26 protein-coding genes are annotated in these 22,696 nt (G+C 32.5%); 14 read left to right on the top strand and 12 right to left on the bottom strand.

Going from position 1 to position 22,696, the window contains the following annotated elements; translation table 11 throughout:
- Position 1: 1 nt before the first annotated feature.
- Positions 2-703: a magnesium protoporphyrin IX methyltransferase gene (gene bchM / locus PMT9312_RS00860; RefSeq protein ID WP_011375736.1), complete on the bottom strand. Its 702-nt coding sequence runs from the start codon at positions 701-703 to the stop codon at positions 2-4.
- Between the two features lie 89 nt (positions 704-792).
- Here bchM and purE point away from each other — a divergent pair, with 89 nt between their 5' ends.
- Positions 793-1,329 carry a 5-(carboxyamino)imidazole ribonucleotide mutase gene (gene purE, locus PMT9312_RS00855; protein ID WP_011375735.1) on the top strand — a complete coding sequence of 179 codons (537 nt, stop codon included), beginning with the start codon at positions 793-795 and terminating at the stop codon, positions 1,327-1,329.
- A gap of 15 nt (positions 1,330-1,344) precedes the next feature.
- On the opposite strand, the gene cysC is transcribed toward purE, so the two are convergent.
- Positions 1,345-1,968 carry an adenylyl-sulfate kinase gene (cysC, locus tag PMT9312_RS00850; protein ID WP_036924458.1) on the bottom strand — a complete coding sequence of 208 codons (624 nt, stop codon included), beginning with the start codon at positions 1,966-1,968 and terminating at the stop codon, positions 1,345-1,347.
- 42 nt (positions 1,969-2,010) lie between these two features.
- Positions 2,011-2,322, bottom strand: coding sequence for a translation initiation factor SUI1 (locus tag PMT9312_RS00845; protein ID WP_011375733.1), 312 nt, complete (start codon positions 2,320-2,322; stop codon positions 2,011-2,013).
- A gap of 47 nt (positions 2,323-2,369) precedes the next feature.
- Here PMT9312_RS00845 and trpB point away from each other — a divergent pair, with 47 nt between their 5' ends.
- Positions 2,370-3,614 carry a tryptophan synthase subunit beta gene (gene trpB / locus PMT9312_RS00840; protein WP_011375732.1) on the top strand — a complete coding sequence of 415 codons (1,245 nt, stop codon included), beginning with the start codon at positions 2,370-2,372 and terminating at the stop codon, positions 3,612-3,614.
- On the opposite strand, the gene PMT9312_RS00835 is transcribed toward trpB, so the two are convergent.
- The gene (locus PMT9312_RS00835; RefSeq protein WP_036924463.1) at positions 3,615-3,965 is read right to left on the bottom strand and encodes a rhodanese-like domain-containing protein; all 351 of its coding nucleotides are present in this window, start codon (positions 3,963-3,965) and stop codon (positions 3,615-3,617) included.
- Between the two features lie 89 nt (positions 3,966-4,054).
- Here PMT9312_RS00835 and PMT9312_RS00830 point away from each other — a divergent pair, with 89 nt between their 5' ends.
- The 9 genes from PMT9312_RS00830 to PMT9312_RS09400 all read left to right on the top strand — a co-directional run bounded on the left by PMT9312_RS00830 (position 4,055) and on the right by PMT9312_RS09400 (position 11,295).
- Entirely contained in the window at positions 4,055-5,515 is a 1,461-nt protein-coding gene (locus PMT9312_RS00830) for a hypothetical protein (RefSeq protein ID WP_011375730.1), read from the top strand.
- A 124-nt stretch (positions 5,516-5,639) separates the two neighbouring features.
- Positions 5,640-6,785 carry a citrate synthase gene (locus tag PMT9312_RS00825; protein WP_011375729.1) on the top strand — a complete coding sequence of 382 codons (1,146 nt, stop codon included), beginning with the start codon at positions 5,640-5,642 and terminating at the stop codon, positions 6,783-6,785.
- Positions 6,786-6,860: 75 nt separating this feature from the next.
- Positions 6,861-7,979 carry an NADH-quinone oxidoreductase subunit NuoH gene (gene nuoH / locus PMT9312_RS00820; protein WP_011375728.1) on the top strand — a complete coding sequence of 373 codons (1,119 nt, stop codon included), beginning with the start codon at positions 6,861-6,863 and terminating at the stop codon, positions 7,977-7,979.
- A gap of 68 nt (positions 7,980-8,047) precedes the next feature.
- The gene (gene ndhI / locus PMT9312_RS00815) at positions 8,048-8,674 is read left to right on the top strand and encodes an NAD(P)H-quinone oxidoreductase subunit I (RefSeq protein ID WP_011375727.1); all 627 of its coding nucleotides are present in this window, start codon (positions 8,048-8,050) and stop codon (positions 8,672-8,674) included.
- A gap of 12 nt (positions 8,675-8,686) precedes the next feature.
- Positions 8,687-9,286, top strand: a complete 600-nt coding sequence (locus tag PMT9312_RS00810; protein WP_011375726.1) for an NADH-quinone oxidoreductase subunit J — start codon at positions 8,687-8,689, stop codon at positions 9,284-9,286.
- Between the two features lie 18 nt (positions 9,287-9,304).
- Complete coding sequence (gene nuoK / locus PMT9312_RS00805) at positions 9,305-9,625, top strand: NADH-quinone oxidoreductase subunit NuoK (protein WP_036924418.1); 321 nt, start codon at positions 9,305-9,307, stop codon at positions 9,623-9,625.
- Positions 9,626-9,634: 9 nt separating this feature from the next.
- The gene (locus tag PMT9312_RS00800; protein WP_011375724.1) at positions 9,635-10,546 is read left to right on the top strand and encodes an NAD(+) kinase; all 912 of its coding nucleotides are present in this window, start codon (positions 9,635-9,637) and stop codon (positions 10,544-10,546) included.
- Positions 10,547-11,044 carry a CYTH domain-containing protein gene (locus tag PMT9312_RS00795; RefSeq protein WP_011375723.1) on the top strand — a complete coding sequence of 166 codons (498 nt, stop codon included), beginning with the start codon at positions 10,547-10,549 and terminating at the stop codon, positions 11,042-11,044.
- A gap of 62 nt (positions 11,045-11,106) precedes the next feature.
- The gene (locus tag PMT9312_RS09400; RefSeq protein ID WP_071813294.1) at positions 11,107-11,295 is read left to right on the top strand and encodes a hypothetical protein; all 189 of its coding nucleotides are present in this window, start codon (positions 11,107-11,109) and stop codon (positions 11,293-11,295) included.
- Here the strand turns inward: PMT9312_RS09400 and PMT9312_RS00790 are convergent.
- On the bottom strand, positions 11,258-11,536 hold the full coding sequence (locus PMT9312_RS00790; RefSeq protein WP_011375722.1) for a helix-turn-helix domain-containing protein: 279 nt from the start codon (positions 11,534-11,536) through the stop codon (positions 11,258-11,260). The two genes, PMT9312_RS09400 and PMT9312_RS00790, sit on opposite strands and share 38 nt — an antisense overlap.
- 77 nt (positions 11,537-11,613) lie before the next feature.
- On the opposite strand from PMT9312_RS00790, the gene PMT9312_RS00785 reads away from it, so the two are divergent.
- Positions 11,614-12,504, top strand: coding sequence for a methylenetetrahydrofolate reductase (locus PMT9312_RS00785; RefSeq protein ID WP_011375721.1), 891 nt, complete (start codon positions 11,614-11,616; stop codon positions 12,502-12,504).
- Here the strand turns inward: PMT9312_RS00785 and PMT9312_RS00780 are convergent.
- From PMT9312_RS00780 to PMT9312_RS00760, 5 genes are all read right to left on the bottom strand, one after another.
- On the bottom strand, positions 12,488-13,666 hold the full coding sequence (locus PMT9312_RS00780; RefSeq protein WP_011375720.1) for a nucleotidyltransferase family protein: 1,179 nt from the start codon (positions 13,664-13,666) through the stop codon (positions 12,488-12,490). The two genes, PMT9312_RS00785 and PMT9312_RS00780, sit on opposite strands and share 17 nt — an antisense overlap.
- A 48-nt stretch (positions 13,667-13,714) precedes the next feature.
- Positions 13,715-14,536, bottom strand: coding sequence for a segregation/condensation protein A (locus tag PMT9312_RS00775; protein ID WP_011375719.1), 822 nt, complete (start codon positions 14,534-14,536; stop codon positions 13,715-13,717).
- A 123-nt stretch (positions 14,537-14,659) separates the two neighbouring features.
- A complete protein-coding gene (locus tag PMT9312_RS00770) occupies positions 14,660-16,264 on the bottom strand; it encodes an NAD(P)H-quinone oxidoreductase subunit 4 (RefSeq protein WP_011375718.1) in 1,605 nt (534 codons plus the stop codon).
- Between the two features lie 121 nt (positions 16,265-16,385).
- Positions 16,386-18,407, bottom strand: a complete 2,022-nt coding sequence (locus PMT9312_RS00765; protein ID WP_011375717.1) for an NAD(P)H-quinone oxidoreductase subunit 5 — start codon at positions 18,405-18,407, stop codon at positions 16,386-16,388.
- A 35-nt stretch (positions 18,408-18,442) separates the two neighbouring features.
- Positions 18,443-19,171 carry an NnrU family protein gene (locus PMT9312_RS00760; RefSeq protein WP_011375716.1) on the bottom strand — a complete coding sequence of 243 codons (729 nt, stop codon included), beginning with the start codon at positions 19,169-19,171 and terminating at the stop codon, positions 18,443-18,445.
- 82 nt (positions 19,172-19,253) lie between these two features.
- Here PMT9312_RS00760 and PMT9312_RS00755 point away from each other — a divergent pair, with 82 nt between their 5' ends.
- Positions 19,254-20,213: a LysR family transcriptional regulator gene (locus tag PMT9312_RS00755; protein ID WP_011375715.1), complete on the top strand. Its 960-nt coding sequence runs from the start codon at positions 19,254-19,256 to the stop codon at positions 20,211-20,213.
- On the opposite strand, the gene PMT9312_RS00750 is transcribed toward PMT9312_RS00755, so the two are convergent.
- Both PMT9312_RS00750 and ndhM read right to left on the bottom strand, forming a co-directional pair.
- Positions 20,204-20,830 carry a DUF3172 domain-containing protein gene (locus tag PMT9312_RS00750; RefSeq protein WP_036924422.1) on the bottom strand — a complete coding sequence of 209 codons (627 nt, stop codon included), beginning with the start codon at positions 20,828-20,830 and terminating at the stop codon, positions 20,204-20,206. The two genes, PMT9312_RS00755 and PMT9312_RS00750, sit on opposite strands and share 10 nt — an antisense overlap.
- Positions 20,827-21,174: an NAD(P)H-quinone oxidoreductase subunit M gene (gene ndhM, locus PMT9312_RS00745; RefSeq protein WP_011375713.1), complete on the bottom strand. Its 348-nt coding sequence runs from the start codon at positions 21,172-21,174 to the stop codon at positions 20,827-20,829. Before ndhM ends, PMT9312_RS00750 begins: the two co-directional genes overlap by 4 nt.
- A 90-nt stretch (positions 21,175-21,264) precedes the next feature.
- Here ndhM and pds point away from each other — a divergent pair, with 90 nt between their 5' ends.
- Positions 21,265-22,662, top strand: coding sequence for a 15-cis-phytoene desaturase (gene pds / locus PMT9312_RS00740; RefSeq protein WP_011375712.1), 1,398 nt, complete (start codon positions 21,265-21,267; stop codon positions 22,660-22,662).
- The last annotated feature ends 34 nt before the right edge of the window (positions 22,663-22,696 follow it).

Below are 22,696 nucleotides of genomic sequence, written 5' to 3'. Positions count from 1 at the left end.
ATTATTTATTTTTTTCGAATACAATTAGTTTTGAAAAATAAAAAGGAGCTTGATTTAATTTCGTTTTCACGACGTTAAATCCTTTTTCTTTAGCAGCATTAATAATGCCCTTTTCTTTTAAAGTATAAGCTCTTGTAGTTTTACTTGGGCCAGGAAATAATTTACCTATATTTTTTAGAACAGCAAGAACTGGAGTATACGGAGCAAAGCTAACAATTAGTTTTTCTTTGCTTAAATCGCATAAATGTTGAACCATTTCTTCTGCGACCGGTTGAGGATAATGAATAAATACATCCAAACAAACTACAACATCAAATAATCCTTTTAATTGTTCCAGATCACAGACTTCATATTTGATTTTAGCTTTGTTCAAAGCTAATTCTTTTATGCGTTTCTTTGTTTCTTTAATCATTTCACAAGAAATATCGCTTACCTGTAAATCTTTTATACCAAGTCTTAGTAAAGGTATAGATAGACTTCCTACACCACATCCTGCATCACAAAAACTTTTTTTTGTTAGTTCAGGATAATTTTTGATATATGAAACTACATCATCTACAGTCTTTTGATGTCCTTTTCTAATATTTTTTTGAACTGTATTAATTTCATCAGATTTGCTATAAATTTTGTTCCATCTTTCAAAGCCAGTGCCATTAAAATACTCCCTAACTTCACTTTTTTCGATAATCTTATTTGATGTCATAATATTCAATGGAAATTTATTCTTTTTATCCTAACTAACTGGCGCTAAATTAATTGCACGCCATTATAGGAAAGAATTGATTTGTTATTTTGTCAGAATTGAATTCTAAAGATATTTATAAAATCGCTGTCGTAATGGGTAGTGATTCAGATCTAAAAACATTGAAACCTGCTATTGACATTTTAAGAGAATTTGGAATACAAACTGAAGTTTGTATACTTTCTGCCCATAGAACACCTATTGAGATGATGGAATATGCAAAAAATGCAGAATCAGAAAAAATAAAAGTAATAATTGCCGGTGCTGGTGGTGCCGCTCATCTTCCAGGAATGTTGGCATCGATAACTTGCATTCCTGTAATTGGTGTACCAGTAGAGAGTAAAACACTTAAGGGGATTGACTCTCTTTTATCAATTGTTCAAATGCCTGCTGGGATACCAGTAGCAACAGTTGCAATTAATGGAGGTCAAAATGCTGGATTATTGGCAATAGAGATGATCAGTTTATTTGATGAATCCATAAAGAAAAATTTAAAAGAATTCAGAGAAAATCTTCATACACAGGTAAGAACTAAAAATAGTAAGTTATCAAATATTGGAGCGGACAATTATCTTCAAAATAAATGAACTTATATTTCTCTATTAACCCTTTTTAAGGAAGTTTTCTTTTTTAAGATAGTTAATAACTTTTTCAACAGAATCCTTTAAATCTAACGAACCTGTATCAACAATAATTTCTGGATTATGAGGAGCTTCATATGGACTAGAAATCCCAGTAAAATCCTTAATTTCCCCTAAACGAGCTTTCTTATAAAGACCTTTAGTATCCCTGTTTTCGCAAACTTTGATATCTGCAGCACAATAAACTTCAATAAAATCTTTAGATCCAATAATTTTTCTCACCTTATCTCTATCGCTAATAAATGGTGAAACGAATGCTGTAATAGTTATTATCCCAGCATTCATAAATAAATTCGCAACTTCTCCAATTCTTCTTATATTTTCTTCTCTATCTTCATCCGAAAAACCAAGATCTCTACATAAACCGTGCCTTATATTATCTCCATCCAACACGTAAGTTGAAAAACCATCTAAGTGTAAAACTTCATTTAAAGCGTTGGCCAAAGTACTTTTACCAGAGCCTGATAAACCTGTAAACCAAATGACCATTCCTTTATGACCTCTCATTTTCTCTAACTTATCTCTATCAATAGTTAAATTGTGCCACTTTATATTGGTTGAATTTGTTTGATCTTGTTCTTTCATTTTTTGCATCATCAAAATTAAAAACCTATCTTAACCCTTGCTTCATAAATTATGAAATCCCTCTTTACGAAGAAACTCAATTGATTTCAATACCATATCGCCCTGTAACTGGATATTACTATCAATTAATGTCCCTCCAGTACCACAAAAAACTTTAATTTTTTTAAGCAATTCTTTTAATAAGATTTCATCTTCGCTTCCTAAACCTTTAATTAAAGTGATCGTCTTGCCCTTTTTACCTTTTTTTTGTTTTGAAATATTTATTTTTGATCTTTTATTCAAAGTATCTACCTTAGCTGTTTCTTCAGATTTATTCTCATGATTATCAAATTCGATCCAATTCTTTTTTCCCATTATTTTTAATATAATCTATAGTTAGTTAATACTTATTCTATAGAAAAGTGGTAAGTACATTTTCTCGCCAAGATCAAAATTATAAAAATGACGATTTAAATCAACCCTCCAAAGAGGGAAGATTTGGAAAATATGGTGGTCAATATGTTCCTGAAACACTAATGCCTGCTCTTTTTGAGCTTGAAACAGCTGCATCAAATGCATGGAAAGATAAACTTTTTGTAAAAGAATTAAATCATCTACTTAAGACTTATGTAGGAAGAGAAACACCACTTTATGAAGCCAAAAGACTTACTGAACATTACAAAACTAAACATGCAACTACAAGAATATGGCTAAAAAGAGAAGATTTAAATCATACAGGTGCTCACAAAATTAATAATGCCCTTGGACAAGCTTTATTAGCAATAAGAATGGGTAAAAAAAGGATAATCGCAGAAACTGGAGCAGGTCAGCATGGAGTTGCTACGGCTACTGTTTGTGCCAGATTTGGCATGAAATGTATTATCTATATGGGTGCTGAGGACATAAAAAGACAATCCCTCAACGTCTTTAGAATGAAACTGCTAGGAGCCGAAGTTAAAGTTGTCAATTCTGGAACTGCAACACTTAAAGATGCCACTAGTGAAGCTATTAGGGATTGGGTTTCTAATGTCGAAACCACACATTACATTTTAGGATCTGTTGCGGGCCCGCACCCTTTCCCAAAAATTGTACGAGATTTTCATGCAGTTATAGGAGAAGAAACTAAAAAACAATGTCAGGAATCGTTTGGATCTTTACCAGATATTTTACTTGCTTGTGTAGGTGGGGGATCAAATGCAATGGGCCTTTTCCATCCTTTCATTAAAGAAACATCTGTACGACTAATTGGAGTTGAAGCCGCAGGAAGCGGAGTTGATACTGACAAACATGCTGCAACTATTACTAAAGGGTCAGTTGGAATTTTGCATGGATCAATGAGTCTTCTTTTACAAGATGATAATGGTCAAGTACAAGAAGCCCACTCAATAAGTGCAGGGTTAGATTACCCTGGAGTAGGACCTGAACATAGCCATTTAAAAGATATAGGCAGAGCAGAATATGGGTCAGTCACAGATCAAGAAGCTTTAGATGCTTTGAGACTTGTTAGTGAACTTGAAGGAATTATACCAGCGCTTGAAACGTCCCATGCCTTTGCTTGGTTAGATAAATTATGCCCTACTCTGGAAAAAGATACTCATATAGTTATCAATTGCTCTGGTAGAGGTGACAAAGATGTTAATACTGTTGCATCTTCATTAGATATTTAATCAATACCTGGGAAGTGATGGATCAATATATCTACTCCATCCATCAATACCCTCCTCCAAATTCCATATTTCACTCACAAAATTATTATCTAAGGCCCATTGACAAAAGTTATAACTTCTTATTCCTGCATGACAAGTAACAACGATTTCTCTATCTAATAAACCGGCAAATATGTCTCCAACGTATTCAGATGTAACTTTACTAATTGGTATATGTAAAAATTCTTTTGAGAAACGCACTATTTCGAGCTCTGAATGTTCTCTCACATCAATCAAGACTGGATCTTCTTTCTCAGAATTAAACCAATCATTGAGACTAGAAGCATTTATAGATTTTGGATAATTTCCCAATTGCAAGGATAAATTATGTGTTATTTACAATTTAATAAATTAAGTTGCAGGAGTAAATTTATTGTTAAAAATAAAAATAAACATTGAGAATGAAACTTAAAGTAGTAGCAATAATACTATTATTATCTTTATTACTTTTTTTTGGTTTTAAAAAAATTTCTGCCAATAAAAATAAGGAGGAAAGTATAAATATTGAGCAACTAAAAATATTAAAATATTTACCAGAAAATAATAAATCATTATTCATTTCAAATTTAGATAGTTCTAAAATTATTAATAATATTGAAAACGATAAAAATCCAAAAAATCTAGATAACTTTGCTTTAATAAAAGATTCTATATTAGATTACTTAGGTATAGATTTAGGCAATAATAAATTACAAGATATTTATAATAATGAACTTTTGATTTCAACTTTTGAGAATAATAAAAAGCTTAAAGATGATATTTTAATGGTTTTTAAAATTAAGCCAGAAAAAAACCTAGATGATATATTGCATTTTTCTAATCAAATTGATATTAATAACGAAATAATACCAATTTATAGGGAAAATAAAATAAATTTTCTTAACTTTATATATCGGACCGAAGATAATTATATTATTGCTTCATCTAATAAGAAATTAATCAAAAATAGTATAAGCTCTAATAATGATTTTAAAGAAAAAAAATTTCAATATGAGAGAGAAATTTTTGGACTAAAAAACGAAAAAAATATACTATTTACAAAGAAATTTGGCGAAAGTATATTTTTTAATAATGAAATTTTTTCCGAGAAAAATGAGGATGTTATAGTAACAACATTTGATTTAAAAAATAAACATTTAATTTTAAAATCATATTTACTAAATAATAAAAAAAATCTTGATATTAATGTTTACGATAATCTAATTAATAAAGAGGATACTAATAAAGATAATCCTCAAGTTTCAATTTTTAGTGATATAAAAAATTTTGAAAACCATCTTAAACCTTTGATTAATGATTTTGAAAACAGTTTTTTTGAAGAGTTTAATCAAAAAGTAAATCAAAATATTTTAATTCTCAATTCAAATAAAGATTGGATTATTACATGTGAAAAAAATACTGAAGATCAAATTGATTTAAGTGATATGAAAAAAATAAAAGATTTAAATAAATACACTTTGAAAAAAAATGAAGATATTTACTCGATATACTCCAAAGATATTCTTGAAGAAAAAGACGATGTAATAAAAAAATTAACTTATGAAAATATCTATTCAATAGAATCTGGAGGTTTGCAAATCATAAGTAACCATTTAATTGATGGTAAAAAACTAGAAACAATCTCAAAAAAATTTTTTGACCTAAAAAGTAATAAAGATAATTCTGCTTTTCTTTATGCAGAAGTTGATATCAAAGATGCAAATTCTAATAAAATACAATATTTTTCTGATTTGGAAGATCTAAATTTTCTTATTAGAAATATTTTAAAAATATCAAATGAAGAATCTCTTGAAATCATAAGACAATCTATTCCTGAAAAAAATCCAATTCTTTATACAGAAACAAGTTTAAAAATACTTTAATAAAGTTATTCAAAAAAGCCTCAAAAAAAATCAAAATAAATTTTTTTGAGGTTAATAACTTGTGGTTAATTAAAAATTATTTGACTATCTTTAATCTATAAGTATTTGATATTGAATTAGGAAATTGGATAGCAACAAACTAATTTTAAAACCCGGATTAGAGGGTGTCCCAGTTACTAATTCATCTATCTGTGATATTGACGGCAACAAAGGTAAATTATTATATAGAGGCTACTCCATTGAGGAATTATCAAAAAAAAGCAGTTTTTTAGAAACTGCTTATCTATTGATTTGGGGTGATTTACCTACAGCTATTCAACTAAGAGATTTTGAACAAGAAGTTCAAATGCATCGAAGGTTAAGTTTTAGAGTCAGAGATATGATGAAATGTTTTCCTGCAACAGGTCATCCTATGGACGCGCTTCAGTCTAGTGCAGCTTCTTTGGGTCTTTTCTATTCACGCAGAGCAATAGATGATCCTAATTACATCTACAACGCAGTGATAAGACTAATAGCAAAAATACCAACTATGATTGCTGCCTTTCAACTTATTAGAAAAGGACAAGACCCTATTCAACCTCGAGATGATTTAACTTACTCATCAAATTTTCTTTACATGCTTACTGAAAAAGAACAAGATCCTATAGCTGCAAAAGTTTTTGATAGGTGTTTAATTCTACATGCCGAACATAGTTTAAACGCAAGTACATTTAGCGCTAGAGTTACCGCAAGCACTCTTACAGACCCATATGCAGTCATTGCCTCTGCAGTAGGAACCCTTGCTGGCCCGCTTCATGGAGGAGCAAATGAAGATGTGATTGCAATGTTAGAAGAAATCAAAACTCCAAAAAATGCCGCCTCCTTTTTGGATAACGCGATAAAAAATAAAAGTAAGATAATGGGCTTCGGTCATAGAGAATACAAAGTCAAAGATCCAAGAGCAATTATTCTTCAAAAACTTGCAGAAGAGCTTTTTATTAGATTTGGGGCAGATGAAATGTATGAAGTTGCTAAATCACTAGAGGCAGAAGCAATACCAAGACTTGGACCAAAAGGTATATTCCCTAATGTAGATTTTTATTCCGGTCTTGTTTATAGGAAACTTGGTATTCCTCGTGATTTATTTACTCCAATTTTTGCCATATCAAGGGTTGCTGGTTGGTTAGCTCATTGGAGAGAGCAACTTGGAGCTAATAGAATCTTTAGACCATCGCAAATCTATACTGGTTCAGCTCCAAGGGAATGGATAAGCTTAGAAAATAGAGATTAATATTTGCAGCTTTTCATAAAAAACACACATATTGTTGGTGACGAGTTAATGTATTAAGTAAATAACATTAAAATTTTGGAATACGGATTAGATCTTGAATATAGTTTTAATGAATTCTTCAAAGGTTTTGGCCTTTCTAGTGAAATCGCTCATATAATTTGGCTCCCTATACCTATGCTTTTGGTTTTAGTAGCGGCAGTTGTTGGAGTTTTAGTAACAGTTTGGCTTGAAAGAAAAATATCTGCTGCTGCTCAACAAAGAATAGGTCCCGAATATGCAGGAGCATTAGGCGTACTCCAACCAATTGCGGATGGTCTTAAATTACTTGTCAAAGAGGATATAATCCCTGCTAAAGCAGATGGAATTCTCTTCACCGCTGGACCTATATTAGTTCTTGTTCCAGTTATTCTTTCTTGGCTAATTGTACCTTTTGGACAAAACCTGTTAATAAGTAACGTTGGCATTGGAATTTTCCTATGGATTGCTTTAAGCAGTATCCAACCAATTGGACTCCTTATGAGCGGTTACGCATCAAATAATAAATATTCATTATTAGGCGGATTAAGAGCTGCTGCTCAATCTATAAGTTACGAAATACCTTTAGCTTTATCTGTACTAGCTATCGTACTAATGACAAATTCTCTAAGTACTATTGACATTGTTAACCAACAAAGTGGTGCTGGAATCCTAAGTTGGAATATTTGGAGACAACCCGTTGGTTTTATAGTCTTTTGGATTTGTGCTCTTGCAGAATGCGAAAGACTTCCATTTGACTTACCTGAAGCTGAAGAAGAATTAGTTGCAGGATATCAAACTGAATATGCAGGTATGAAATTCGCTTTGTTCTACCTTGGTAGTTACATTAATCTAATACTTTCAGCATTATTGGTATCAATACTTTATTTAGGAGGATGGGGTTTTCCTATCCCAGTTGAATTAATAGCTAAATTTCTTCATTTGCCCATTAATGCACCCGTCATACAAGTTTTCACTGCATCAATAGGAATTGTAATGACTGTATTGAAAGCGTATCTTTTAGTTTTCATCGCAATATTATTACGTTGGACAACTCCTAGAGTAAGAATAGATCAACTTTTAGATCTAGGATGGAAGTTTCTTCTTCCAATTTCTCTTGCTAATCTTTTGATAACTGCAGGATTAAAACTTGCTTTTCCTCAATTCTTTGGTGGTTAAATTTAAGTAAAAATACTTAAATTTAAAATTAATCCACTAAAATACAAAAACAAAGTAAATTCTTCAAAATGAAAAATTTCCTTCAACAAATAAATAGCTATATCAAAGAAGCATTTAATGCTGGCAAATATTTATACAATGGCTTATCAGTAACTTTTGATCATCTTCGGAGAAGACCTGTTACAGTCCAATATCCATATGAAAAACTAATACCCTCTGAAAGATATAGAGGAAGGATTCATTATGAATTTGATAAATGTATAGCTTGTGAAGTTTGTGTGAGAGTATGTCCAATAAATCTACCAGTAGTTGATTGGGTAATGAATAAAGAAACCAAAAAAAAGGAACTTAGAAATTATTCAATAGATTTTGGAGTATGTATATTTTGTGGAAATTGTGTTGAATATTGTCCAACTAATTGCTTATCAATGACAGAAGAATACGAATTAGCTACTTTTGACAGACATAATCTAAACTTTGATAACGTCGCACTTGGGAGGCTCCCTACTAACGTCACAACAGATCCGTCAATCAAACCACTAAGAGAACTTGCCTATCTTCCCAAAGGCGTAATGGATCCTCATGAGATACCAGCTTCCGATATCAGAGTTGGTAAATTACCTGAAGAAGTTTATGATTGGATGAGACCAACCTCCAATGAAAATAAAGATAAAATTTCTAATTCAAATAATTAATTTCATTAATTTATGACCATTGCAGTAACAACTCAAATAATTTGTTTTATAGTTCTATCTTTAGTTGTTCTTATTGGAGCGCTAGGAGTTGTATTGCTCGAAAGTATTGTTTATTCAGCCTTTCTGCTTGGAGGAGTTTTCATGAGTGTTGCAGGATTATATCTACTTCTAAATGCAAGTTTTGTTGCTGCAGCGCAAGTTTTAGTTTATGTGGGTGCAGTGAATGTACTAATAATTTTTGCGATAATGTTAGTTAATAAAAAAGAAGATTTAAAGCCCATCAATAACATTAAATCAAGAAGAATCATATCAACATCTATTTGTTTAACCCTACTCAGCCTTTTAATAAGAGTTGACTTGACAAATGTATGGAGATTAGCAAGCCCCGAAAACTCTATAGGTGAAGAGTCCACTATTAGAATAGGGGAGCATCTTTTTAGTGATTATTTACTTCCATTTGAATTAGCTTCAGTTTTACTTCTAATGGCAATGATTGGAGCCATTGTTTTAGCGAGAAGGGATGTTATGAACAAAGATATTTCAACTGGATTACCTGTTGATCAAGAGTTAATTGAAAAATCATCAGAACCATTACTTACTAATAAAAATTAATCTTTCACTTTTTTTATGATGAATTTAGAATCAATTCCTATTCAAGCCTTTTTGATAGTATCTTCAGTACTATTTTGTATTGGTATTTGGGGATTATTAAATAGCAGAAATGCAGTTAGAGTTCTAATGAGTATTGAATTAATGCTCAATGCGGTAAATATAAACTTGATGGCTTTTTCTTCTTATATTGATAATAATGTAATTCAAGGACAAGTTTTTACAATTTTTGTAATTACTGTTGCAGCTGCAGAAGCAGCCGTTGGCTTAGCTATACTGCTATCGCTTTACAGAAATAGGGTTACTGTAGATATGGAAAGTTTTAATTTATTAAAATGGTAAAAGCATTAAATGAAACTTTCATTAGTGCTTATTATATATCGTTCAGATAGTTCTATCGCTTTAGAGGCTTCTAAATTCTGTGAAGAGGTCCTCAAAGCAAAAAATATTAAATCAAACAGGATTGCAAGTGATTTTCATAGAGATGAAATTGAAAAAAATCTTTATAATACAAAATTTCAACCAGATATTGGAATCGTTCTTGGTGGGGATGGAACCTTCCTAAAATGTGCAAATGCATTAGCAGATTATGATATTCCTTTATTGAGCATTAATATTGGTGGTAATTTGGGGTTTCTTACTCAGGAAAAAGATTTTTTATTTGACAAATCTTTTATTGAAATCCTTGAAAACGAAGAATATATAATTGATTCTCGTAATAGATTAAATTGTAATGTCTGTATTAGTGAAAGAAGTCCTGAGAAAAAAATTATAAAAAGCTACGACGCATTAAATGATTTTTATTTTAAATCAGTGGAAGAGGCTATTTCTCCTACGAACCAAATACAAATTGAAATCGATAATGAGAAAGTGAATGAATATAAAGGTGATGGATTGATTATATCTACTTCTACTGGTTCAACAGCATACTCAATGGCTGCAGGTGGTCCAATAGTACATCCTAGTATAGATGCAATGATAATTAACCCTATTTGCCCAATGAGTTTAGCTAGTAGACCAATTGTCATACCTAATACAAGTAAAGTGATCATTAAACCAGTAAAAAAAAGTAAAGGGGAAATTAAATTATGGCGAGATGGTTCAAAATGTATGACCATTAAGGAAACTTATTATTGTGAGATCAAAAAAGGGAAAGCACCCTGCAAAATAATAAAGTTTAAAAAAAGCACTAACTATTACAATACTTTAATAAAAAAACTAGATTGGAAAGGTGATTTATCTCTAAAAAATTCCAAAAATTAAATGGCCTTAGAAATAGAAAGACGCTTTCTTATAAAAAATGATAACTGGAAAGAATTCATCACTAAAAAAATCTTTATTGAACAAGGATATTTATCAAAAAGTTTAGATGATTGGATTATTAGGATAAGGTTTACAGGTAAAGATTTTAAAATTGCACTCAAAAAGCATATTGAAAGCTTTACCAACTTTGAATTTGAATACTCCATTCCACGAAAAGACGGGGAAACAATAATGTCAAATCTTTCAAATACAATTAAAAAAGAGAGATTCTTTTTAGAAGTTGAAAAAAAATCTTGGATTATAGATTGCTTTAAAGAAACTAATTATCCACTTGAAATTGCCGAAATTGAACTTTCCAATGAAGAAGAAGATTTCAGTCTTCCATCTTTCATATCAAAAGAAATTACTGGGCTGAAACATTACTCAAATTTCAGGCTTGCTAAAAAACCTTTTTCAAAATGGGAAGAAGACTATTTGACAAATTTCAAAAGCAACTAGTCAAAGGATCCACTAATCCTTTATATTTTCTTTATATTTTAAAGTAAATTTATTTTCTTCAAATGTATGGTCTTTACGACAAAGAAGGAATCCTGAGATTTATTGATTCAGACAAAGATGCATGCATTGCATATGCTGAACTCTTCGAATTAGGTTCTACAAATTATTGTTTGATGGATTTAGCTCATAATACAACAAAAGTTAAGGCTAATACTAATCTTGATCTGACTCTGGAAGCGAACAACAATTAAATCCATCTCTACAGATCTTTCCATTATCCATTGCCCAATTCAAAAGTGCCACTCTATTTTTAGAACCAGTTTTTGTAAACATATTACTTACATGATTATCAACAGTTCTTTTACTAATAGTTAGTTTTACCGCAATTTCTTGATTTGTAAGCCCATCAGCTACTAGATCAATGATTTCCATCTCTCTTGTTGAGAGACCCATCATATCAATGTTGTTTACTTCTTCTTCAACCATTTGCATTTAAACAGTTCCTTTTTTATATTAGATAAGTTTAGCAATCTCAGTACACTTGTTAACTAAGTAGGAAACAAAAGCAATTGAAATCAAAACTTCAGCAGACTTTAGAAAAAAAATCCAAGGTGATAACAGCAGAGTTAATGCCGCCCAGAGGTGGAAACCCCATAAGATCTCTTAAGATAGCACAACTTTTGAAAGATAAGGTACATGCTGTTAACATTACCGACGGGAGCAGAGCTGTAATGAGAATGTGCAGCTTGGCAATGTCCAAACTATTACTGGAAAATGGAATAGAACCAGTAATGCAGATATCTTGCAGAGATCGTAATAAAATTGCTTTACAATCAGACATTTTGGGAGCAAATGCTTTAGGAATTAGAAACATTTTATGCATTACCGGTGATTCAGTAAAAGCCGGGGATCAACAAGATGCTAAAGCAGTACATGAGTTTGAGTCAGTTAGATTACTTCAACAAATTCAGTCCTTCAATAAAGGAATAGATCCTACTCTAGGAAAACTTTCCGATAAAAAAACATTTATTTTTTCAGGGGCTGCAGCTGATCCTAGTTGCAGAAATCAAAGAAGTTTAGAAAATAGAATGAAAAAGAAAAAAGAGGCCGGAGCTGGATTCGTACAAACTCAAATGGTTATGAAAAAAGAAAATTTGATAGAATTTTGTGAAAAAATTAGCAACCCTCTTGAAATTCCTGTAATTGCAGGGGTATTCCTTTTAAAGTCTTACAAAAACGCTCTCTTTATAAACAAATATGTCCCTGGTGCAAATATACCTGAAAAAATCTTAAATCGTCTTAAAGATGCTAAAGACCCTTTACAGGAAGGTATTAACATTGCCGCTGAGCAAGCTCATGATTTTATTAACATCGCAAATGGTATTCATCTAATGGCAGTGAAGGCAGAGCATTTAATACCTAAGATCCTTGAAAAAGCTGATCTTACTCTGGAATATTAATCAAATCAGTACCTAACAATTCCGCCATTGCCTTCTGCTGTGGAGATGGCTCGGTCATGTCAGATCTTCTTGAATCTGTTATCAACCAATCCAAAGATGCATCTTGCAAATCAAAGTGATCACCATTTTTGCCTACGCAGTAACGGCCAAATACTAATTTATCCACCAGTCGAACACCCTTACCAATTTTGGAATAATCGAAAATAATTGAGTTATCAATTGTTGCACCCTCGCAAATACAACAACTTGGACCAATCATTGCAGGCCCAATAATTGTTGCACCATCTTCTATTCTTGTCATTCCACCTATATATACTGGCCCGGTAATATCAACTTTATCCCAATTAGCAGCAACATTTAATCCGGTGAAAACCCCTGGTTTAATTTCTTTGCCAGGAATTTCTACTTGTCTTACCTTGCCTTGCAATACATTACGAATAGCACTCCAATAATCAGGAACTTTGCCAATATCCACCCATTCGAAATCCATTGGTAGTGCAAAAAATGGCAAATCCATTTCAACAAGTTTAGGGAAAAGATCAGCCCCAATATCAAATTTTTCACCTGATGGTATGTAATTAAAAATTTCAGGTTCAAAAAGATAAATACCTGTATTAATAGAATCACTTAAAGCTTTATCTATAGATGGCTTTTCTTGAAAAGCCTTAATTCGACCATTTTCATCAGAGACTACTACACCATAACTTGATACCTGATCTCTAGTTACTTTTTTAGTTATTAAACTTGCAATTGCTCCCTTTTCCTTATGTTTCTTAACTGCTTCAGTCAAATCTAAGTCAACTAAAGCATCTCCACAAAGCACAACAAAAGTTTCATCAAAGAATTTTTGGAAATCTTGAATTTTTTTTAATCCTCCTGCCGAACCTAAAGCATCTCCAATTAATTCCCCATCTTCAATTCTACCTTCGAAACTATACGCTATCTCCACACCGAATCTTTGACCATCCCGAAAGTAATTTTCAATTTCTTCAGCGAGATGGGAAACATTAACCATTATTTCTTTAAAGCCATGCTCTTTTAAGAGTTCTAAAAGAAACTCCATTACAGGCTTTTGTAGAATCGGTATCATTGGTTTTGGAATAATATGAGTTATGGGCTGAACACGTGTACCTTTACCTGCCGCAAGTATCATTGCCTTCATGAATTCAAAACCTCTTTTTAAAGATTATACGTTATTACTACTAAGCTCCTAAACAGCAGAATGATAGGTATTGGTTGCCTCAAGATTTTCTATAGGCAATTGAGCTAAACCCCCTTCAGGAATTATTCTTTTAATTTGAATTGGACCATATAAGGAATTAATTTGTTTAATTTCAATTTTGTTTTCAGATAATAAAAATAACAAAGCCCAAAAGACCCCAAGACGATCTTTATCTAAATCATTTTTTACAACTGTTTTCCATTTCTCAACTAAGCATTCAAAATCTGTCCACTGTAATGCTTTTTCCCACCCCTCAATAAATTCACCTAATGCTTTAGTGGTTTCTGGTAGTTTCTCGCGATGCGCTAATGATTTAACTTGAGAAATTAAAGCCTTATCAGAATATTTTTTATTTCTTTTTCTCTTCATTAGCAAGAGATCTTGGGTTTCTATCACTTCAGCAATAGACTCTAACTGACTTACCAGTTCTCCAAGAGTTGTTGTACGTTTGAGAATTGGTTGTGCTATTGATCTTCTCCTTAGATATTTTTCAGGGTATTTTGGAATATCAAATTCTTGATCAATCCAATCATGATCATCCACGTCAAAATCATCTTCAAAATCTGAAGAATTTTCTTTGAAAACATCAGATTCCAAAACTTGAGCCTTTAAATTGACTAGTACGGAAGCTGCAAAAAAAGCCTCACTAGTCTCAGATAAATCCTTATGATATGAACTCTGATTATTTGATTTTCTTCCAAAAGATTGTGAGTATTGCTCTAAAAAGCTATCAATTACACTTATTACATCAATATCCCATGGATCAAGATCACCTTTTCCAGCGGCATCTTGAAGAAACTTAATCAACAATCTAGGTCCTAATTGTTGCCTATCAATGGAATTGAAATAAGGTATTTTAAAATTTTAAATATCTACCCATAAGATATCTCCTTAATTATTTAATGCCAAACAATATTGAATTAATTTAAAAAATTATATTGTTGGAGCTTTTAGGATCTCATTTTTTTTTGTTCCTGAAAAAATATTTGTTTTCACAGCACTTTTAACAGCAGTTAAATCTCTATCAACTAAATTATTAATAGATGCAAGATAACTTTCAGTAACTAATCTTGGGTATAGACCTATTCCAATTATCGGCAAAAGTAAACAAGCAATAATATAAACTTCCCTGGGCTCTGCATCGATAAGTTTACGTTCTTCGGTTAATTTAGGATTTTCTTTACCAAAGAAAATTTCTCGTAACATTGAAAGTAGATAAATAGGAGTAAGTATTACACCTATAGCAGCTAAAGAGGCCATAATCACCCTAAACGGAAGTGTATAAACTTCATCGGTAACAAATCCTGTGAATACCATTAATTCGGAAACAAATCCACTCATACCTGGCAAAGCAAGTGAAGCAAGGGAGCAAGCAGTCCATAAGGCAAACATTATTCTCATTTTTTGTCCTACACCACTCATTTCATCAAGTTTAAGAGTCTTTGTTCTGTCATAGGTTGCTCCAACAAGAAAAAATAAACTAGCTCCAATTAATCCATGACTAACCATTTGTAGCATTGCTCCGCTTGTTCCAAGACTACTAAAACTGCCTATTCCAATAAGAACAAAACCCATATGACTTATAGAACTGTATGCAATTTTTCTTTTGAGATTTCTTTGTGCAAAAGAAGTTAATGCAGCATAAATTATATTTACTACTCCCAAAACTATTAATAATGGAGCAAATTGTGCATGAGCAGCGGGTAATAATTGAGCATTAAATCTTAAAAGAGCATATCCTCCCATTTTTAATAAAATTCCAGCTAGCAGCATATGAACAGGAGCTGTAGCCTCTCCATGAGCGTCTGGAAGCCAAGTATGAAGAGGCACTATTGGTAGCTTTACTCCAAATGCAATTAAAAGCCCAACGTAACAAAGAATTTGGAATTTTTGAGTAAAATCTTGAGCTGCCAAGTGCGAAAACTCAAAGTTAGGAATTTCTGTTCCGTAGAAACCCATTGCCAATGCTGCTAGTAGGATAAATATAGAACTTCCAGCTGTATAAATAATGAATTTTGTTGCTGCATATTGTCTATTTTTGCCACCCCATATAGCCAATAGTAAATAAACGGGAATTAACTCAAGTTCCCAAGTTAGAAAGAATAAAAGCATATCTTGAACTGCGAATACAGCGATTTGCCCACCATCCATGACCAATATCAAAAAGAAAAATAACTTTGGCTTGAACTTGACAGGCCATGCAGCTAGAACTGCTAAAGCAGTTATAAAACTAGTTAATAATATTAACGGCATCGAAATACCATCAGCACCAACAGACCAAGTAAGACCTAAATCAGGGAGCCAACTAACATTTTCTTTCAGTTGAACATTTTCATTATTAATATCAAAGCCATTTATGTATGAACCTACAGTTATTAAAAAAGTTGTTAATGCAATAGATAATGCAAACCATCTAACCTCTTTCCCATCGCCTTTATCTGGGAAAAAAGGTATAACAAATGCACTACCAATTGGAAACAAAATTGAGGCAGATAGCCAAGGAAAATTAGAGAATCCAGATCCCAAAGTTCCCAACATTTGTGTCGCAAAATTTGTAAAATAATAATTACTCAATTTAATAAGAAGTTTCTCTTAAATAAAGTCTAGAAATTATCTGTATTTTTTCATCCCAATGGACAGTGAAGACACACAATTGTAATTAAGTTACTTGAGGAGATTGAAAACCAAATATAGCAACTAATAGAATAACTCCTCCAAAAATAATAAGAGCGTAAAATTGAGCTCTACCAGTCTCAAAATATTTTAAACCTTCTCCACTGCCTAAAGTTACGAGTCCAGTAAGATTAACAACGCCATCAACAACCTTAGAATCAACTTCTAAAACTTCTTTAGCAAGTTTTCTACTACCCTTAACAAAAAGTTTTTCATTAATATCATCTAGATACCATTTATTTGACAAGAATTGATTAATAGAAGGAAACTTCTTGGCAAATAAAACTGACAAATTAATTTTTTTCAAGAAATATGCCTGATAGGCAATAACGATCCCAGCTGATGCAATAAGAACTGAAGCTATCGCTAAAGGCATAAATTCTTTTATCTCGAAGGTTTTTGCAGCAATCTCTGCTTCTTCAGGATCTAGTAAATTTGCAAATTTACTATCCCATGGAAGTCCCATAAAACCTATAATTAAAGATGGCACAGCCAGAAAAACCAAAGGAAATGTCATTGACCAGGGAGACTCATGAATAGAGCCATGCTCTTCATGCTCTTCTACATTTTCCTCATCTAAATTTACGTTGGAAGCGATTAAAAGCTCCTTTTGTAATTCTTTATTCTCCCCTCTGAAATCTCCTTCAAATGTCAAGAAATAAAGCCTAAACATATAAAATGCAGTCATGCCAGCTGTTAAAAGCCCTACAAACCAAAAAGCTGGAAATGATATAAATGCATTTCCTAGTATCTCGTCTTTACTCCAAAAACCTGCCAATGGGGGAATACCACTAATTGCCACACAACCTATTAGAAATGTTGCGGAAGTATATGGCATTTTTTTTCTTAGACCGCCCATCAATCTCATATCTTGAGCCAATATAGGCTGATGACCAACGACTTCTTCCATAGCATGTATTACAGAACCGGATCCCAAAAATAACATTGCCTTGAAGCAAGCATGAGTAACCAAATGGAATATTCCTGCTACTGGAGCTCCACAACCCATCGCAAGCATCATATAACCCAGTTGGGAGACAGTACTGTACGCTAACCCCTTTTTTAAATCCATTTGGGTCAAAGCTATAGAAGCGCCTAAAAAACAAGTAATGGTACCAACTAAAGCAATAATAAACTGAATATAGGGGAATATTGAATACAAAGGTTGCAGCCTCGCCACTAGAAATATCCCTGCGGCAACCATCGTAGCTGCATGGATAAGTGCAGAGATCGGTGTCGGCCCCTCCATTGCATCAGGTAACCATACATGAAGAGGAAACTGTGCAGATTTGGCCATTGGACCTAAAAAAACCAAAAAACAAAGTAGTAAAGCAGCCCAAATAGGTATTGAATTGTCAGATATTGATTGAGAAATTCCAATAGCTATTTCATTAAAATCAAAACTATTAGTTGCCCAAAATAGACCAAGAATACCTAGTAATAAGCCAAAGTCTCCCACCCTATTAACAACGAATGCTTTTTGTGCAGCGTGGGCAGCACCATCTCTGTCGTACCAAAAACCAACCAATAAGTATGAACACATTCCCACTAATTCCCAAAAAACGTAAATTTCTAACAAATTTGGACTAATTATTAATCCCATCATTGAACTACTAAAAAGAGCTAAATATGTAAAAAATCTGACATAACCTTTATCATGCGCCATATAACCATGAGAGTAAATCATAACCAGCAAAGTTATTGTGGTTACTAGAGCAAGCATTACACTGCCCAAAGGGTCAAGGACAAAACCCATCGGAATTGTGAAATCGCCAGCACTAGCCCATACAAATAATTTTTCTACAGATTGATAACCATTCACTTGTTCAATCAGAGCTTTATAACTAATTACCGCAGAAATGCCAACAAAAGAAATCAGACCTACAGAAACTATTTCTCTAGAATTATTAATTTTCTTATTGATACTTATAAGTCCTAAACCAGAAAGCACTGCTCCAATAAGTGGGAAAACAGGAATTAACCAGGCAATTTCTGAAGCTTGAGGCATATTTTTAAAAAACTTATATTTTAGATTTTAAACTGTCAATTGAAAAATTCAGACAAAAATGATGAATTAAATGTTTTAACAGCAATATTTATGTACTGATGGGACCACCATAGTACCCCTATTGCAACTAATATACCAAGTTGAGATAACCGAAAAAATTCTTTAATTTTAAATTCTTGCCTTCCTTCAATTATTGCCAGAAAGGGTATTATAGATGTATTTTTTTTAAACTTTTCAAATTCTTCTCCAAATCTATTAGCTAATCTCTTATCCCCATGCCAGATGGCAAATAGATGATGCAAAATTAAGCCAATAGAAGTTATTAATGTGAATGATGAACCAATCCATAAAGTATGTGCTAAACACCAAATTATCTGACCAAATGCTTGTGGGTGTCTTGTGATTCTCATTATCCCGGTTCCGTAAATTCGCACTTTAGGCTTTAAGACCGATGGAATTTCCAGCAAATTGTAAGTGGCGGGATATAAAAACAAAAAACTTATTGCAGTTAAAGACCAGACAATTATAAAAACGAAACTATTACCTTGAAAATTCCACAATCTAATTCCGTCATATCTATGAGCCAAAAAATAACTAATCAAGATAATGGCTGATGGTAAACTTAAAAAAACAAAACATAACCTCCATAATCTTGGTCCCATCAAAGATTCAGCCTTAATTCTTAAAGCAGCTCCACCACTATGAATGACTGCAAAAATCAAAATCAATAATAAAATAACTAAAGAAGTTTCATGAATCTCCATAAATTTTAATTTTCAAATAATTTTAATTCTTAACAAGAATACTTCTAGGCATTAGAATTATAAATAATTGTTGGCATAATGGATGCCCGAATTACCATTTACTCTCGATCAATTAAGAATACTAAAAGCAATAGCAGCTCAAGGAAGTTTTAAAAAAGCTGCAGATCTCTTATATGTAACCCAACCTGCTGTAAGTTTACAAATTCAAAATCTAGAAAAACAACTTGAAATTACAATTTTCGACAGAGGCGGTAGAAAAGCTCTTTTAACTGAAGCAGGAAGATTACTACTTGAATATTGTGAACGAATTTTGAATCAATGCGACGAAGCTTGTAAAGCTATCGAAGATTTAAATAGTTTAAAAGGTGGGACTCTTGTCATTGGAGCCAGTCAAACAACAGGAACTTATTTAATGCCAAGAATGATAGGAGTATTCAGACAAAAATATCCTGATGTATCAGTTCAACTTCAGGTGCATAGTACTAGAAGAACTGGATGGAGTGTTGCCAATGGACAAATTGACTTAGCCATTATTGGAGGACAATTACCTGGAGATTTAGAAAACTTACTACAAGTAATTCCATATTCGACAGATGAGTTAGCACTTGTTTTACATTCCAAACACCCACTTTCTAACAAAAAAGAACTTTTAAAAGAAGATTTATATAAATTAAATTTTGTAACGTTGGATTCTCAATCTACAACCAGAAAAGTTGTTGATAAACTTCTTCAAGATTCTGGACTTGATATTCAACGATTAAAAATTGAGATGGAACTTAACTCTCTTGAAGCAATTAAGAATGCAGTTCAATCAGGTCTAGGAGCTTCGTTTTTACCTGTTGTTTCAATTGAAAGAGAATTAGCGGCTGGAACAATCCATAAAGCATTTGTTGCTGACTTAGAGGTTAAAAGAGAACTGAAATTAATTACTAATCCATCAAGATATACATCAAGAGCATCAGAAGTTTTTAAGAAAAATATTCTTCCACAATTTGCTAGTTTAAAAAGTCCATTAAGGCAAATAAATTTTGATCAGAACTGAATTGCTTCTTTATTGATTCCTACTCCTCCATCTTCGGCTTGTCCATCTCCTTTGATGATAAATTTATTTTCATTCACATCAGTCTGATAAACGCACTTAACTATTGGCTTATCTCTTATAGATCCAATGTAAGCAAAAGTATTCATTCTTTGCTTACATTCTCTTACATCTTCATTACTAATTGCTCCCTGTTTTTGTAAAACTGTCCAATTCTCTCTTCTAATCACACAACCTGGCTGGAGAGCTGGTTGAGTCACAAAACTCGTGGATGGATTCAAAGTTGTATACATTTCAACATCAATGACGAAGGCGCTTGCACCCCATTGTCTGCAAAATTCAGGATCTGGAACAGCCATATCTAATTGTTGTTGACTAGCTATATTTCCCTGTCCACCATCTGTTGTACTTGTAATCGCGCTCCCAATGCCAACTCCTAAAATTAATACTCCCGCAAGAACTGCAATGGTTCCAGTACTAAAATTAACCTTTTGTTCAGGAGATGAAGCAGGCAATCGACTATTTTTTTGTCCATAAGGATTCATATCTCTTGGATTTGAAGAGTAGTAACTTCTATTTGAGCCTCTCCTTGGCCTTCTATTTGAGGGTGGTCTATTCACAGCACTTCATTTGTCTTTGGTAAACCCATGGAATAATTCATTACTCTACAATCTGGGTTATAACTTAATTGCCCATTTTGAAGCAAAATTTTAATTAAGCCTTCGATCTCTGAGCCTATTTTGCGAAGTTCATAATCATCTAAATCTTTTCCTGCTCTCTCTTTAATTAATTCATTAAACTTCTTATTTATTTCGTTTAAAGAATCTTCATTCCAAATAAACTCGTTATCGGGATCTAAATCAAGAGTCAGTTTGTTTGGATGAAACTGTAATTCATTGTCAACAACTTCAGCAGTAAAAATTCTTACATGTCGAGTAGTTGATTTTAAAAGCATTTTTTCCATAATTTTGCGAAATAATCAACGAAAAAAACTATAATGTCCTAACTTTAATGTAGCTTATTAGTAAGTGTTAATTTATTTATTAATTTAATAATGCGTGTTGTAATTGCTGGTGCTGGTTTAGCAGGTTTATCTTGCGCTAAATATCTAGTTGATAATGGTCACATTCCAATTGTGTTAGAAGCTAGAGATGTTCTAGGGGGGAAAGTCGCTGCTTGGAAAGATGATGATGGAGACTGGTATGAAACTGGTTTGCATATATTCTTTGGAGCTTACCCTAATATGTTGCAACTTTTCAAGGAATTAGATATTGAAGATAGACTTCAATGGAAAAGCCATTCAATGATTTTCAATCAACCATCTGAGCCAGGAACTTACAGTAGATTTGACTTTCCAGATATACCAGCTCCCGTAAATGGAGTTTCAGCAATATTAAGTAATAATGATATGCTTTCATGGAATGAAAAGATACTTTTTGGATTGGGTTTAGTACCTGCAATGTTAAGAGGTCAAAAGTATCTAGATAAATGTGATAGCAAATCATGGACTGATTGGCTCAAAGAACATAATATTCCTGAAAGAGTTAATGACGAAGTTTTTATAGCCATGAGTAAAGCTTTAAATTTCATTGGGCCAGATGAAATATCATCTACAGTTTTATTAACAGCACTAAACAGATTTTTACAAGAAAAAAATGGTTCGAAAATGGCATTTCTTGACGGAGCTCCTCCAGAAAGACTTTGCCAACCAATGGTCGACTATATAACCGCTCGTGGTGGAGAAGTTCACATGAATAGCCCATTAAGGCAAATCAACCTAAATGAAGATAGCACTGTTAAAAGTTTTACTATTGCTTCTTTAAATGAAAACGAAAAGAAAGAGTTAACTGCGGACGCTTATGTTAGTGCAATGCCAGTAGATCTTTTTAAATTAATGATACCTGAACAATGGAAGGGGCTAGATGTTTTTTCTAAATTAGATGGTTTAAATGGTGTGCCAGTTATTAATATTCATTTATGGTTTGACAAAAAATTAACAGATATTGACCATTTGCTATTTAGCAGATCACCACTTCTCAGTGTTTATGCGGATATGAGCATTACATGTAAAGAATATGAAGATCCAAATAGATCAATGCTTGAATTAGTTTTCGCACCAGCAAAAGATTGGATAAATAGAAGTGATCAAGATATTGTTGATGCAACTATGGAAGAACTAAAAAAATTATTCCCAACGCATTTCATGGGCGATGAAAAGACAAAATTAAGAAAATATAAAGTAGTCAAAACTCCAAGATCTGTTTATAAGGCAGTTCCTGGATGTCAAGAGTTTAGACCTAGTCAAAAATCTCCCATTAAAAATTTCTTTTTAGCTGGTGATTATACAATGCAAAAATATTTAGCTTCTATGGAAGGAGCTGTTTTAAGTGGTAAATTATGCGCGGAGTCAATTAATAAAGAGTATTCCAAAAAACCCAAAAATGTTTCTTAAAAACATTAAAAAAATTTCTAAATTCAGCTAAAAC

Source organism: Prochlorococcus marinus str. MIT 9312 (assembly GCF_000012645.1).
Taxonomy (GTDB): domain Bacteria; phylum Cyanobacteriota; class Cyanobacteriia; order PCC-6307; family Cyanobiaceae; genus Prochlorococcus_A; species Prochlorococcus_A marinus_L.
This window is presented reverse-complemented; position numbering and strand designations above follow the sequence as displayed.

What these genes read in the sequence shown, in the direction of transcription:
- bchM (WP_011375736.1), bottom strand. Translation starts at nt 703, where the DNA reads ATGACATCAAATAAGATTATCGAAAAAAGTGAAGTTAGGGAGTATTTT.
- PMT9312_RS00845 (WP_011375733.1), bottom strand. Translation starts at nt 2,322, where the DNA reads ATGGGAAAAAAGAATTGGATCGAATTTGATAATCATGAGAATAAATCT.
- cysC (WP_036924458.1), bottom strand. Translation starts at nt 1,968, where the DNA reads ATGAAAGAACAAGATCAAACAAATTCAACCAATATAAAGTGGCACAAT.
- PMT9312_RS00810 (WP_011375726.1), top strand. Translation starts at nt 8,687, where the DNA reads ATGACCATTGCAGTAACAACTCAAATAATTTGTTTTATAGTTCTATCT.
- PMT9312_RS00795 (WP_011375723.1), top strand. Translation starts at nt 10,547, where the DNA reads ATGGCCTTAGAAATAGAAAGACGCTTTCTTATAAAAAATGATAACTGG.
- ndhI (WP_011375727.1), top strand. Translation starts at nt 8,048, where the DNA reads ATGAAAAATTTCCTTCAACAAATAAATAGCTATATCAAAGAAGCATTT.
- PMT9312_RS09400 (WP_071813294.1), top strand. Translation starts at nt 11,107, where the DNA reads ATGTATGGTCTTTACGACAAAGAAGGAATCCTGAGATTTATTGATTCA.
- ndhM (WP_011375713.1), bottom strand. Translation starts at nt 21,174, where the DNA reads ATGGAAAAAATGCTTTTAAAATCAACTACTCGACATGTAAGAATTTTT.
- PMT9312_RS00800 (WP_011375724.1), top strand. Translation starts at nt 9,635, where the DNA reads ATGAAACTTTCATTAGTGCTTATTATATATCGTTCAGATAGTTCTATC.
- pds (WP_011375712.1), top strand. Translation starts at nt 21,265, where the DNA reads ATGCGTGTTGTAATTGCTGGTGCTGGTTTAGCAGGTTTATCTTGCGCT.
- PMT9312_RS00780 (WP_011375720.1), bottom strand. Translation starts at nt 13,666, where the DNA reads ATGAAGGCAATGATACTTGCGGCAGGTAAAGGTACACGTGTTCAGCCC.
- PMT9312_RS00830 (WP_011375730.1), top strand. Translation starts at nt 4,055, where the DNA reads ATGAAACTTAAAGTAGTAGCAATAATACTATTATTATCTTTATTACTT.
- PMT9312_RS00770 (WP_011375718.1), bottom strand. Translation starts at nt 16,264, where the DNA reads ATGTTGGGAACTTTGGGATCTGGATTCTCTAATTTTCCTTGGCTATCT.
- PMT9312_RS00790 (WP_011375722.1), bottom strand. Translation starts at nt 11,536, where the DNA reads ATGCAAATGGTTGAAGAAGAAGTAAACAACATTGATATGATGGGTCTC.
- PMT9312_RS00760 (WP_011375716.1), bottom strand. Translation starts at nt 19,171, where the DNA reads ATGGAGATTCATGAAACTTCTTTAGTTATTTTATTATTGATTTTGATT.
- nuoK (WP_036924418.1), top strand. Translation starts at nt 9,305, where the DNA reads ATGAATTTAGAATCAATTCCTATTCAAGCCTTTTTGATAGTATCTTCA.
- PMT9312_RS00755 (WP_011375715.1), top strand. Translation starts at nt 19,254, where the DNA reads ATGCCCGAATTACCATTTACTCTCGATCAATTAAGAATACTAAAAGCA.
- PMT9312_RS00765 (WP_011375717.1), bottom strand. Translation starts at nt 18,407, where the DNA reads ATGCCTCAAGCTTCAGAAATTGCCTGGTTAATTCCTGTTTTCCCACTT.